Raw genomic sequence first — 12,079 nt, 5'->3', positions numbered from 1 at the left:
TTGAAGTTCAGTTCTTCAATAATTCAGTTTGTCACGGAACAAAAAATATCGTCTTTGATCAATTCAAATGGAAGAAAATAACGAGAATATAGAACCTAATAACAACCAAAACGGAGAGGATAAAGATAAATTACACAATGTGATTCCAGTTTCAGGTATGTATGAAAACTGGTTTTTAGATTATGCATCTTACGTAATCCTTGAGCGAGCTGTACCTGCTAATGAAGACGGTTTTAAGCCTGTCCAGAGACGTATCATGCATGCCATGAAGGAAATGGATGATGGGCGTTTTAATAAAGTAGCGAACATCATTGGACAAACTATGCAATATCATCCACATGGTGATGCTTCTATAGGCGATGCTATTGTAAATATGGGTCAGAAGGATATTCTAATTGAAACCCAAGGGAACTGGGGCGATATTAGAACAGGAGATAGTTCTGCTGCCCCCAGATATATTGAGGCGCGACTCTCAAAATTTGCACTAGATGTAGTTTTCAATCCTCAAACTACAGAATGGCAGTTATCCTACGATGGACGAAAAAAAGAACCGGTTACATTACCAGTAAAATTCCCACTATTATTAGCTCAAGGTGTTGAAGGGATTGCAGTCGGTCTTTCTACCAAAATACTCCCCCATAACTTCTGTGAATTAATCAATGCTTGTATTGATGTTTTAAAGAATAAAAAAGTAGAATTTTATCCGGACTTCCCGACTGGTGGAATGGCCGATTTTTCGGAATACAACCAAGGTTTAAGAGGTGGTAAAATCAGAGTTAGAGCTAAAATAGAGGAAGGAGAGAAGCGAACACTTTTAATCAAAAACATTCCTTTTGGCACAACCACAACTGGTTTAATTGAATCTATCATCAAAGCTAATGATAAAGGAAAGATTAAGGTCAAAAAAGTAGTAGATAACACGGCTAAAGATGTGGAAATTGAGGTTCAATTAGCTGCTGGTCAATCACCGGACATCACTATCGATGCACTTTATGCCTTCACAGACTGTGAAGTCTCCATTTCTCCTAATGCATGTGTTATCATTGAGGATAAACCTCATTTCTTGCCTGTCAATGAGATTCTGAAAAAGAATGTGGATGATACGCTTAATCTATTGGAGCGTGAACTGGAGATCAGGAAAGGAGAGCTAATGGAGAAAATCCTATTTTCTTCCTTAGAAAAGATATTCATAGAAAACAGGATTTATAGAAATATTGAGGAATGCGAAACTTGGGAAGCGGTTCTTGAGACTATTGATAAGGGATTAGAGCCATTCAAACCTCAATTTTACAGAGACATAACGCAAGAGGACATCATCCGATTAACGGAAATTAAGATTAAGAGAATTTCCAAATTTGATAAATTCAAGGCGGATGAATTGATGCGCAAATTGGAAGAGGAGTTGAAAGAAGTGGAACATCACCTGCAACATCTAACCGAATATGCCATAGCATATTATAAAGGATTATTAGAGAAGTATGGAAAAGGCAAAGAGCGTAAAACAGAGATAAAGAGTTTTGATAATATCCAGGCTCATACGGTTGCGGCCAATAATCAGAAACTTTATGTTAATCGTGCGGAAGGCTTCATTGGCTACGGTATGAAGAAGGATGAGTTCGTGACTGATTGCTCTGATTTGGATGATGTAATTGCATTTAAAAGGGACGGGACTTACAAAGTAGTTAGAATTGATGAAAAGGTGTTCGTTGGGAAAGACATTATACATGTTGATATTTTTAGAAAGAATGATGAACGCAGGGTTTATAACGCAGCTTATTTAGACGGGAAGACCGGTCGAACAATGGTGAAGAGATTTCAGGTTTTATCGGTTACCAGGGATCGGGATTATGATGTTTCTAAGGGTGCAAAAGGCTCAAAGGTATTGTATTTGGAAGCTCGTCCAAATGGAGAATCAGAGGTGATTAATGTTAAATTATCGAATTCTTGCAGGGCGAGAGTAAAAGTATTTGATTTTGATTTTGCTGAATTGGAAATTAAGGGCAGAGGAGCTGGAGGTAATATTCTGACTAAATATCCTGTTAAGAAGATTGAATTTAAATTGCTTGGAGAAAGTAGTTTTGGTGGCCTGAAGATCTATTATGATCAGTCAGTAGGTAAACTCAATACTGATGAAAGAGGACAGATGATCGGTTCCTTCCATGGTGACGATAATATATTGGTTATAAACAAAGATGGGTCATATGAACTAAGCAATTATGAGTTGACCAATCGTTTTGATGGGGACAAGGTCTTACTAATAGAGAAATTTGATCCTAATAAAGTGATAGCAAGCGTTTATTATGATGGGGCTTCTAAAAACTATTATGTGAAGCGTTTCCAGATTGAAACGCGAACTCTGAATAAAGCATTTGTTTTTATTTCGGAACATAAAAAGTCCGTCCTCACTTTGGTGACTACAGACAAGGATCCTCAGCTTGAAATTGAATTCAGGAAAGGTAAAGGCAGGGAAAAAGAATCAGCAATTTATGATTTTGACATGCTTATTGACGTTAAAGGCTGGAAAGCAATAGGAAATAAACTTTCTCAATATGATGTTACAAAAGTAAAATTATTGGAAAGCAAAAAAGAAGAAAAGCCTAAGGAGTTTAAATCAGGTGACTCCATTGAATTTGATGTAGATGATGATAAAGAGCAATTAGGCTTGTTTTAATCGAAAATGGACGTTGAATTAAATCATTTTCTCACTCAAAAATTTGGGGAATTTCTCTCCGAAGAACGAAAAGGCTTTATTGAATCCGTTCTTGAAAATAGAACCGAATTTATGAGAGTAGTTTTGGAAGATATAAGGGATCCACATAATGCCAATGCGATTATTAGATCTGGAGAATGTTTGGGAATTCAGCACTACCATATAATAGAAAATGAAAATGCATTCAAATTAGGTAGAGGAGTCAGCAGAGGGGCAATTAAATGGGTGGATGTCCACCAGTATCCCGAAAGTAAAACGCCTACGAAAGATGTGCTGAGTGACTTAAAATCAAAAGGCTATAAAATCGTAGTTACTAGTCCAAATGGAAATGCTTGTTCTCCAGAGGACTTGCATTTAACTCAGCCTTTTGCAGTGGTAATGGGAAATGAGAGAGATGGGGTAAGCGAAGAATCAAAAGCAATGGCAGATGATTTTGTTCGTCTGCCAATGCATGGTTTCACTGAAAGCTATAATGTTTCAGTAGCATCCGGCATTATATTTTACAGCTTAATCAGTAAAATAAGATCTCTTGTAGAAAATTGGCAATTTGACGATCAAACCAAGGCCGATTACCGTTTGCAATGGTATAAAAAATGTATGGCCAGACCTGACGATTATGAAAGATTCTTCGTTAAGGCTTTTGAACCTGATAAATTGTAATGATAAAATTTTCTATTCGCCTTGGCTTATTCCTTTTAATATCCGCAATTGTATTTGCCATATTCTCCAATGTTTTCATTATTTCAAAAACTAGCGATTATATATATGAGGATGTTGATAGCATACCAATCAAGGAAATGGCTTTAGTTCTGGGGACTAGCAAGAGAAATGTGAAAGGTGAAGCCAATAGTTTTTTTGATAATAGGATGGAGGCAGCAGCTCAACTGTATCATAAGGGTAAAGTAAAAGGGTTATTGCTCAGTGGGGATAATAGAACTAGATACTATAACGAGCCTAGTGATATGAAAAAAGCTTTAATGGAGAAAGGTGTTCCTGAAAGGGTTATTTCCATTGATACTGCTGGCCTACGAACCATAGAAAGTGTAGCTCGGTGCAAAGAAGTATTTCATCATAATGATGTTACGATTATTACACAAGAATTCCACGCCTTTAGAGCCCTTTATATCAGTCAGTATTATGAAATGGATGCTATTGCCTTTCCAGCAGCAGAAGTCCCAGTCTATTCCTCCACTCAAGTGACTATCAGAGAATTTTTTGCTCGTCCCAAAGCTTTGTTAGACCTATATATCTTAAATAATAATTATATCAATTTCAAAGGAAACAGGTGATATATAATTGTCATTTTAAATGGGCTGAGAGCTGAAATGAAAAAAGCCACCCAATTCACTTTGGATGACTTTCTAACAGCTAAAATAAAATTATTTCAAAGACCAAACTGTATAACTATTTGGCGGACATTGAATTTTTACCCATTGGTCATTTTGTGTAGTTGGCTCCCAATTGGAATTCCCTGTATAATCTTTGATGACAGCATTACCCCAGTTAGTCGGCACCCAACGCTCAAGCCACTGATTGGAATCATTTAGATAAACCACAATACCAGGATTACCATTTCTTCTGGCAACATACTCATCATTATCAGCATATAAAATATTAGTTCCGCCAGTCGCTAAATTTCTATGAATCCACATTAAGTTATCCAATTTGTTTTGATCTAGCCATTCCTCATAATCTTGATAGAAAAGAGTAGGATAACCTTCGTGGGTAAAGATATAGGCATATGCATGCATTTTATCCCAGATCTCATCTGTATCATGATTGGTTACGAATGTCACCGCTTTCGCAGCATCCCTTTTCCAAAGCATATCGCCTTGTAATTTTGTTAAATCATTTCCATCAAAAGCTTCATCCATTCTATAGTAGCATGCAAAATCGAATGCGGAAGAGGTTCTATTGGTACTGTTGACCCAATCTTGAAGCAGTTGTGCATTGCCATCCCAATATTCACCTACGGCAAAACCGCCTACGTTATTCATCCATTCACGGACTACCCAGCCTCCAAAACCTTTTACATAGTCAAATCTCCAACCATCGAAACCTAATTCGTCTCTGTAATATTTTCCTACTCCATCGCTTCTATTCCATAGCCAATCTTGTACATATGTGTTAGAGTGACTTAAATCTGGAAAGCCACCGAAGACACCTTCATCACTTCCTACAATAGCATTGGGATGAAAATCACTTGCAGATCTATAGAATTTACCGGAAGCTGGATTGAAATCTGTATAAGTATCTGTTCCAGTATATGGATTGGATTCTAAATCACCTCCGCTATTGTGGTTTAGGACTATATCGGCATAGACATCAATATCAAATTGATGTGCAGTATTGATTAAACTCTCCAATTCAGATCGAGATCCAAAACGAGTTTCCACAGAACCTTGTTGATTATAATCACCGAAGTCGAAGTAATCAAAAGGATCATATCCCATCGAATATCCGCCATTCATAGCTTTTGAAACAGGAGGGAGCCAAATGGCACTGACACCTGCTGCATCCCAATCTGCGATTTTACTTTCAATGGTTTGATACCAAGTTCCGCCTGCTGGCACATCCCAGTAGAAAGCCTGCATAATGATGCCACCCCCAGGTCCAGGATTTCTTTGATTGCTATTGCCATCATTTCTGGTGACGTCTGAAAATGGATCGGTCGCTTTTTTGTTCGAGTGCTTTCGCTGCTCTTCAAGCTTATTTTCATCAGAGCAGGATGCAATTATTACCATCAGTAATAATGCAATAAATCGTTGTGCAATTAATCGTTTCATAAAATATATTATTTGGTTGAAAGCTTAATTACCTTATTTAAAATATAAAATAAAAGGATTTTACGAACAAAAATTCCGAAAACGATTGCGGTTTCGATTGCAATTGGGAAAGTGATTTTGAATTATATAGGGTTTAGTTTGACAGTCTTGATAATGGAAAAGTTATATTTTAGATATGCTATTCAAAAAATATCAACAATTGTGTCTTTCTAGAGTTATCAATAAAAATTTGTCATGGATATTGAAAAAACAACAAATATAAAGCCGAAGGGATTTAAAGCTCATCTTTTTACTAAGGAATATGAAAGTAAATATTCAGAAGAGCAGATTTGGAAATGGCTAAATAATCCAAACACTTTTATTAAATCACAAGTTTGGCCATTTAAGGTTGAATTCCTGAGAAGCGCAGACCAAGCTCATGATTTTGTTACGGGTGTTTTGAACAATCATCACGGGCCAGGTTTATCGCTGGCAGGAAAAATTGGAGAAATTACTCCGCATTACAGAGATCTTGAATACTTTTACGGTAGCTATGCGCTTTCATTTCGATTAGTAAGACCATTCCGACTTGAGTTTTGGACGGATGATAAAGGAGATAAGAGAATTGTTAGGGTTCAACTTAGCTGTTTTGTCCACAACGGATTCTTTAATATCTGGTCATGGAGCCAAAACATTTTTTGGAAGAGATTTGGAAAAAAAATGAATCAGGGGATAAAAAAGCTACTTAAATGAGTTTGATTAAGCCTGGAATCAATCTTGAGGAAATTAAGACGGTACTTGTACAGGTGCTCAATAGAGCAGGGAATGACAAGCACTCCGCCTTTCGCTTCCTCACTCTTAATACCGTAACAGATGGATTTCCCAATTCTAGATATGTGGTTTTAAGGAAATTTAAGACGGGAAGTAAAGAATTATATATTTATACAGACTACCGATCAAAAAAAATTAGTGAAATAACAGAAAACAATCTGGTAAGTGTTTTGGCTTATGATAAACAAAGAAGATTTCAGATTAAATTAAGAGCTAAGGCATATATTCACCATCAAGATGAAATTGCAGATGGCCACTGGAACTCCATGAATGGAGGAAAAGAATCCTACAATACGGAATTCAGACCTGGACTGAAAATGAATTCATTACAAAACGCCCTTCAAATGAAAGCAGATATTGATGATAAATATTTTGCTGTAATCAGACTGGAAGTTGCTCAGGCTGAAATCCTTCAATTGAATTCGGAAGGGCACATTAGAGCACAATTCGATTTTGAAGCTGATAAAGCCTCCTTTTTAGTACCTTAATTAACATCAAAATGAAAAAGATTAAACCCAAGGTAGGTCAGGAATCAGTTTGGGATTATCCACGACCACCAGTAGTAGAAGCAGTAACACAGCATTTAAGAATTGTATTTAATCAGGAAGTGATAGCAGATACAAATCAATCCTATAGAGTCTTGGAAACCAGCCATCCACCTACCTACTATTTACCTATCTCTTCATTCAAAAAAGAGACTCTAGTAGAGGGAGTATTTAGTACTGCTTGCGAATTTAAAGGAATTGCGTTTTACTACGACATTAGAAATAGGAACCGATTGGTATCAAATGCTGCTTGGGGATATCCAACACCGAAAGGTGTATTCAAAGTATTGCAGGGCCATATAGCAGTTTATGCTCATAAAATGGACGCTTGCTATGTAGGGAACGAAAAAGTTCAGGCTCAGGAAGGAGATTTCTATGGAGGATGGATTACATCCAAAATTGTGGGACCGTTTAAAGGAGCCAAAGGCACTTGGGGCTGGTAAACTATTCCTTCATTGGATTTTTACGCATTTTCTTTTTCTCACCTTGAATTTTTTTCTTTTGTAAGCGTTTTTTCTGAGAAGCCTTAGTTGGTTTCGTTTTCTTTCTGATTTTTGGTTTTACAAAGGCTTTGGACAAGGTTCTTTCCATTTTTTTGTAGGCCAATTCCTTATTTTTTATTTGTGAGGAGTGATTCTCCGCTGTTATTAGTAGATCGCCAGACTTACTTAGTTTATTGGTGAGCGCTTTACAGATTGTGTCTCTTTCAAAATCGGATAATATTTGCGATTCATTTACACTAAACCGTAATATTACCTTTGTCTCGACCTTATTTACATGCTGCCCCCCAGCGCCACCACTTCTAGCTGTGGAGACTGTAATTTCTTTCCTGATTTTACTGAATTTAAATTTTACGTGACTCATACTTTTTTTAATCGATAAAGTCATCCAGAAGTTCTTAGTTCAGCAGGAAGATTCTGAATCCATTACGACTTAAAGAAAGAATATAGCTATTGATCGAATCGTAAAAATGTTTAGACAGTTTTTAATTTATTGCTGATTAAATTCCACTAATTTGCTGAGTATTAAATTATGTTGTACGTACAAATGCTGTTAACTAGATGAAAATAGAGGGGCTAATAGAATTCTTTATAACAGAGGATAGAAAAGTAAATAAGGTCAGTCTTAGAAAAACCAGACTACTGATAAAAGCATCACTTTTGACAAGCCCGTTTTCTGGAAGCTATTTTTTACTAAGCCTATTATTTAATTTTGATATGGGTGTTAAGTTAATGGCATTTAATGTCATAGGCTTTTTACTCTTACCCTTTTTATTCAGAACTAGGCTTTCAGTTAATACAATAGGAAATTTGTATGTATTTGTTGGTGCCATTGCAGTTATTGTACTCGCTATTACGTCAGGAGGTATTAATTCCGCTATATATCCATGGATAATTTCCATTCCGGTTTTGGCGCTACTGGTGGTAAATAGGTCTTCTGCATTGATTTGGGGATCTGTTAGCTTCTTGATAATGGTAGGAATAGGGCTACTAGAAATATCAGGTTTTGAATTACCAAATCAATTTAACTCGCCTGATCGGGATTTATGGATAACCTTGGTCCAACCGGGATTGTTGCTCATCATTTTTGTTATAGCTTATATTTTCCAATCCACGCAAACCTCAGCCATTAATCAATTAGCTAATCAAAACAATACTTTGATGGAGCAAAAAAGGACAATTGCTACTCAAAAGGAAGAACTTGCCACCTTAATAGATCATAAAAACTATGTGATAAGAATTTTGGCACATGATGTCAGAAGTCCTCTGAAGAATATCCAAGGCTTAATAAAACTATTGGATATGGAAGAAGATGAGGAGCGTAAACAAGAAATAAAGAAGCTATTATTTCAAACTTCTAATAATGCTGAAAATTTAGTTAATAGAGTCTTGGAAATGGATAAATCTGAGCATGGTAATGACAAAGTTAATGTTTCTAGCTTTGATGTTTTTACTCTATTACATCAATTGGTAATGAATATGCAAGAATTAGCTAATAAGAAGGACATAAACATTGATCTAATTGTTGAAGCAAAGAAAACTGTAATAGAGGGTGATCAAACCTATATTCATCTAATTTTTGAAAATCTCTTGTCAAATGCAATTAAGTTTTCTGAGGGAGGGAAAAATATTGAAGTTGGTGTCTATAATGACGATAACCAATTGCTAATAAGTGTTGCGGATGAGGTGCCCGGTATCCATCCAGGTGAAAAGGATAAATTGTTTAAGCAGTTCTCAAAACTCAGTGCTCGGCCCACAGCAGGCGAAAGTTCTACTGGATTAGGCTTGTCCTTAGTGAAACGATATGTTGAATTAAGTAATGGAAAAGTATGGTATGAAAGAAATCCTAGTGGAAAAGGGGCTGTTTTTAAAGTTGAATTTCCTTTAGTAAATTAAAAATATACCAAAATATAGGTATTGATTATTTTATAGAATCTGTTTACTTTTAACAGCAATTAGTATTACAACCAAATTATTCCATCATGTCCTCCTATGAGCCAAAACCAACAAAAATACTTTTAGATAAATCTTATTCTCTCCATAAACTTAATCGGATCGTTAAACAAGAGGATTTTAAAGTTCAAAATCTTAAAAAGTTTAATTCTTTAACTACTCGGGAATTAGAGATTTTTGAATTAGTGGTAAACAATCATAATAATCCACAAATAGCCGATAAATTATGTATTAGTCGGAATACAGTTGAACAGCATCGAAAAAACATCAATAGAAAGCTTGAAACTCATAATATTACTGAAATTTATAATTATGCGTTAGCTTTTGATGTAGTGTAAAAATGACCAAGCTTGGGTATTGATATTGAGTGTTTTTAGGAGGAACTTGTAGTCATATTTATTCAAATTGAATTATTATGACAGGTCTTTTGATACTTGATATTTGCATTAGTTTAGTTTTTCTGTATTTATTGTACAGCTTGCTTGCCTCGATCATAGTAGAAACAATAGCCTCATTCTGTGGATTAAGAGCGAGAAATCTTAGTACTGGCATTAGAAATATTTTAAATGGAAGGCCCGATGAATATCCCCCTCCAAATAAGTTTCAATCATTTCTGCTTTCTATGAAAAATGCCTTTAAAGGTTTCTCTAATAAAAAGGAAGGTCTTCATAAACTTTTTTATCAGCAATCTACAATCAGAAATATGGGTAAAAATAGTTTCCACTCTTCTCCTTCCTATATCACGTCTCAGGCTTTCAGTGATGTATTAGTACAACTATTATCACATGGGCCAAATAAAAGTGCTACTGAAAATATTCATAATCTACTAGGTAGTGGTCATTCTTCCGATCTCGCTGAAATTGAAGCTAATTTGCAATACCTCACCCATGAATTAGGTGTTTTAAATGAATTGTATTCATCATATAACCACAAAGCTACGGGTAATGGTATGCATGCAGAAATAAAATACCTGATAGATCAACAAGAACGAAAGATTCGACAATGGAAAGTGGATCATCAACAGGTGACGGGTGAAAACCTGGTGAGGCTTTCTACAGATGCTCAAGGCTTTTTAAAAAATATTTGGGAAAATTCCTCTCATAGTATTGGGGACATGAAGAGTGAAATTGCTGGATGGTATGATGAATATATGGAAAGGATTTCTGGATGGTATAAAAAGAAAATGGGCTTGCTATTGTTTGTGATCGGGCTCTTAATTGCCATTGGATTTAATGTAAATAGCATTCGAATTGCACAGGATTTAAGCACAAATCAAGAAATGCTAAATTTTATTACCAACCAAGCGATAAAATATCATGAATCCCAGGATGGTCAAACCACGAGTTTTGATTATGAAAGCATCAAATCCGAAATAAGTCAATTGAACTATGGATTAGGCTTAGGTAATACCGATCGATGGGATGAAAATTGGTTTATCAGTTTAATTGGTTACTTAATAACTGCCTTTGCTATTTCATTGGGTGCTCCTTTTTGGTATGATCTACTCAATAAGATAGTGCGCCTTAGGACATCAATCAAACCTAAAACCGAGGGAAAGAATCTGTCAAATTCCACTTCTTCAAATAATGCAGTAGGCTAATGTATTCCCTTCTATCCAAACTTAAAACTAATGTCAGAGTTGGCAGGCCTACAAAGTCAGCTCCTTTGCATTCAACTATTGAAAAAGGTAGCACTCTACAAGTACGACATGCCATTAAAGGTCAAGCCCTGGAAGGAAATGATATATGGTATGTATTAGATAATGGTAATTTGGTATGGAGTGGTGGATTTCATGCTTCAAGTGAAATCCCTATGATTCGAACTAAGTATATTTTAGCTACTGCAGACGATTATGGTATTTATGATGAAATAGATACTGGTATAGAATATGCACTTAAAAATGGTTGGATCAATTCCGTGGCGGTTTTGGTAAATAAACATAAAGCTGGAAAATTAGATCGATTGTTTAGACTGCAAAATTTTCTCGAGCAGCATAGTTTAAAAAATAAGGTGCATGTAGGCTTGCACTTTACGATAGCATCTGGCAAGCCTTTAGCTACTAATTTAAATTCAATAGTCAATAATCATGGGTTTTTCAAAGCCTTTTGGTTGATTCATGACGGCTATCAAAGAAATCCGTACCTAAAGGAGGTTAAGGATGAATTCCAAATGCAATTGGAGAAGTTTCAAAAAGTGTTCGGCAGGCCAGACCACATTTCTTCACATTTTGATGTCTTGAGTTATAATGAAGCTTTTTTGAACCTCAGCATGCAGCATGCAGATATATTACCAAGCGCGATTCGTTCACTAAATTATCTACCTTATGGCAAGCGTATAGGAATGGATTTCATTACAACGGCAGACATCATGTCAGCAAGGGAAACAGACAAATATATTAAACAATATGAATTTGCTAATCAGACAACCATCAATGTCCCGGACTCAAGTATAGTAGATCACTACGGCCCACCGGGTTTTATGCCTGTTTGGAACTATGATAGGCAAAAAAGTAAAAAGCAACATGATTTGTCTAAATGGATAGAACATTTCAATAATGATGACTCCCGAGTAGCGGAGATCGTTTTCCATTTGATACAACATGAGCCCGTGTCTCAGCGTGCTTTTGTTAGAAAATTTAGAGCTGAACAACAGGGATATCCTGGACTTAAGCCCAACTACTTTGATGGTAGGGTGGCTGAAATGATGTCATTGAAATCTAAAAGGCCGTGGGAAAAAAGTGAATATAATATTCAATTCAAGCCAAAGAACAATTAA

The 12,079-nt window shown here is 35.9% G+C and carries 12 protein-coding genes; 10 read left to right on the top strand and 2 right to left on the bottom strand.

Annotated elements, in window-relative coordinates; translation table 11 throughout:
- Positions 1 to 67: 67 nt before the first annotated feature.
- From Q3Y49_RS15160 to Q3Y49_RS15150, 3 genes are read left to right on the top strand one after another with little or no spacing between them, the layout of a single operon-like run.
- Entirely contained in the window at positions 68 to 2,671 is a 2,604-nt protein-coding gene (locus tag Q3Y49_RS15160; protein ID WP_303269296.1) for a DNA gyrase/topoisomerase IV subunit A, read from the top strand.
- A gap of 6 nt (positions 2,672 to 2,677) precedes the next feature.
- Positions 2,678 to 3,370, top strand: a complete 693-nt coding sequence (locus tag Q3Y49_RS15155) for a TrmH family RNA methyltransferase (protein WP_303269294.1) — start codon at positions 2,678 to 2,680, stop codon at positions 3,368 to 3,370.
- Complete coding sequence (locus Q3Y49_RS15150; protein ID WP_303269293.1) at positions 3,370 to 3,999, top strand: SanA/YdcF family protein; 630 nt, start codon at positions 3,370 to 3,372, stop codon at positions 3,997 to 3,999. Before Q3Y49_RS15155 ends, Q3Y49_RS15150 begins: the two co-directional genes overlap by 1 nt.
- Before the next feature lie 90 nt (positions 4,000 to 4,089).
- On the opposite strand, the gene Q3Y49_RS15145 is transcribed toward Q3Y49_RS15150, so the two are convergent.
- Positions 4,090 to 5,496: an alpha-amylase gene (locus tag Q3Y49_RS15145; RefSeq protein WP_303269292.1), complete on the bottom strand. Its 1,407-nt coding sequence runs from the start codon at positions 5,494 to 5,496 to the stop codon at positions 4,090 to 4,092.
- A gap of 234 nt (positions 5,497 to 5,730) precedes the next feature.
- Here Q3Y49_RS15145 and Q3Y49_RS15140 point away from each other — a divergent pair, with 234 nt between their 5' ends.
- The 3 genes from Q3Y49_RS15140 to Q3Y49_RS15130 are packed head-to-tail and all read left to right on the top strand — an operon-like array spanning position 5,731 to position 7,294.
- The gene (locus tag Q3Y49_RS15140; protein WP_303269291.1) at positions 5,731 to 6,228 is read left to right on the top strand and encodes a hypothetical protein; all 498 of its coding nucleotides are present in this window, start codon (positions 5,731 to 5,733) and stop codon (positions 6,226 to 6,228) included.
- On the top strand, positions 6,225 to 6,794 hold the full coding sequence (locus Q3Y49_RS15135; protein ID WP_303269290.1) for a pyridoxamine 5'-phosphate oxidase family protein: 570 nt from the start codon (positions 6,225 to 6,227) through the stop codon (positions 6,792 to 6,794). Before Q3Y49_RS15140 ends, Q3Y49_RS15135 begins: the two co-directional genes overlap by 4 nt.
- A gap of 11 nt (positions 6,795 to 6,805) precedes the next feature.
- Positions 6,806 to 7,294: a DUF427 domain-containing protein gene (locus Q3Y49_RS15130; protein WP_303269288.1), complete on the top strand. Its 489-nt coding sequence runs from the start codon at positions 6,806 to 6,808 to the stop codon at positions 7,292 to 7,294.
- A 1-nt stretch (position 7,295) separates the two neighbouring features.
- Here Q3Y49_RS15130 and arfB read toward each other — a convergent pair whose 3' ends face one another.
- A complete protein-coding gene (gene arfB / locus Q3Y49_RS15125; RefSeq protein ID WP_303269287.1) occupies positions 7,296 to 7,715 on the bottom strand; it encodes an alternative ribosome rescue aminoacyl-tRNA hydrolase ArfB in 420 nt (139 codons plus the stop codon).
- Positions 7,716 to 7,912: 197 nt separating this feature from the next.
- Here arfB and Q3Y49_RS15120 point away from each other — a divergent pair, with 197 nt between their 5' ends.
- The 4 genes from Q3Y49_RS15120 to Q3Y49_RS15105 all read left to right on the top strand — a co-directional run bounded on the left by Q3Y49_RS15120 (position 7,913) and on the right by Q3Y49_RS15105 (position 12,079).
- Complete coding sequence (locus tag Q3Y49_RS15120; protein WP_303269286.1) at positions 7,913 to 9,247, top strand: sensor histidine kinase; 1,335 nt, start codon at positions 7,913 to 7,915, stop codon at positions 9,245 to 9,247.
- An 86-nt stretch (positions 9,248 to 9,333) separates the two neighbouring features.
- Positions 9,334 to 9,642, top strand: a complete 309-nt coding sequence (locus Q3Y49_RS15115) for a response regulator transcription factor (protein WP_303269285.1) — start codon at positions 9,334 to 9,336, stop codon at positions 9,640 to 9,642.
- Positions 9,643 to 9,719: 77 nt separating this feature from the next.
- Positions 9,720 to 10,904: a hypothetical protein gene (locus Q3Y49_RS15110; protein WP_303269283.1), complete on the top strand. Its 1,185-nt coding sequence runs from the start codon at positions 9,720 to 9,722 to the stop codon at positions 10,902 to 10,904.
- Positions 10,904 to 12,079, top strand: coding sequence for a ChbG/HpnK family deacetylase (locus Q3Y49_RS15105; protein ID WP_303269282.1), 1,176 nt, complete (start codon positions 10,904 to 10,906; stop codon positions 12,077 to 12,079). The genes Q3Y49_RS15110 and Q3Y49_RS15105 overlap by 1 nt, the downstream gene beginning before the upstream one ends.

Origin of the sequence: Marivirga harenae (assembly GCF_030534335.1) — a bacterium.
Lineage (GTDB): Bacteria > Bacteroidota > Bacteroidia > Cytophagales > Cyclobacteriaceae > Marivirga > Marivirga harenae.
Note: the sequence above shows the minus strand (reverse complement) of the source record. Positions and strands in the feature narration are given on the sequence as shown.

Excerpts from the sequence above, each read along its gene's own strand:
- Q3Y49_RS15160 (WP_303269296.1), top strand. The coding sequence starts at position 68 with ATGGAAGAAAATAACGAGAATATAGAACCTAATAACAACCAAAACGGA.
- Q3Y49_RS15155 (WP_303269294.1), top strand. The coding sequence starts at position 2,678 with ATGGACGTTGAATTAAATCATTTTCTCACTCAAAAATTTGGGGAATTT.
- Q3Y49_RS15150 (WP_303269293.1), top strand. The coding sequence starts at position 3,370 with ATGATAAAATTTTCTATTCGCCTTGGCTTATTCCTTTTAATATCCGCA.
- Q3Y49_RS15145 (WP_303269292.1), bottom strand. The coding sequence starts at position 5,496 with ATGAAACGATTAATTGCACAACGATTTATTGCATTATTACTGATGGTA.
- Q3Y49_RS15140 (WP_303269291.1), top strand. The coding sequence starts at position 5,731 with ATGGATATTGAAAAAACAACAAATATAAAGCCGAAGGGATTTAAAGCT.
- Q3Y49_RS15135 (WP_303269290.1), top strand. The coding sequence starts at position 6,225 with ATGAGTTTGATTAAGCCTGGAATCAATCTTGAGGAAATTAAGACGGTA.
- Q3Y49_RS15130 (WP_303269288.1), top strand. The coding sequence starts at position 6,806 with ATGAAAAAGATTAAACCCAAGGTAGGTCAGGAATCAGTTTGGGATTAT.
- arfB (WP_303269287.1), bottom strand. The coding sequence starts at position 7,715 with ATGAGTCACGTAAAATTTAAATTCAGTAAAATCAGGAAAGAAATTACA.
- Q3Y49_RS15120 (WP_303269286.1), top strand. The coding sequence starts at position 7,913 with ATGAAAATAGAGGGGCTAATAGAATTCTTTATAACAGAGGATAGAAAA.
- Q3Y49_RS15115 (WP_303269285.1), top strand. The coding sequence starts at position 9,334 with ATGTCCTCCTATGAGCCAAAACCAACAAAAATACTTTTAGATAAATCT.
- Q3Y49_RS15110 (WP_303269283.1), top strand. The coding sequence starts at position 9,720 with ATGACAGGTCTTTTGATACTTGATATTTGCATTAGTTTAGTTTTTCTG.
- Q3Y49_RS15105 (WP_303269282.1), top strand. The coding sequence starts at position 10,904 with ATGTATTCCCTTCTATCCAAACTTAAAACTAATGTCAGAGTTGGCAGG.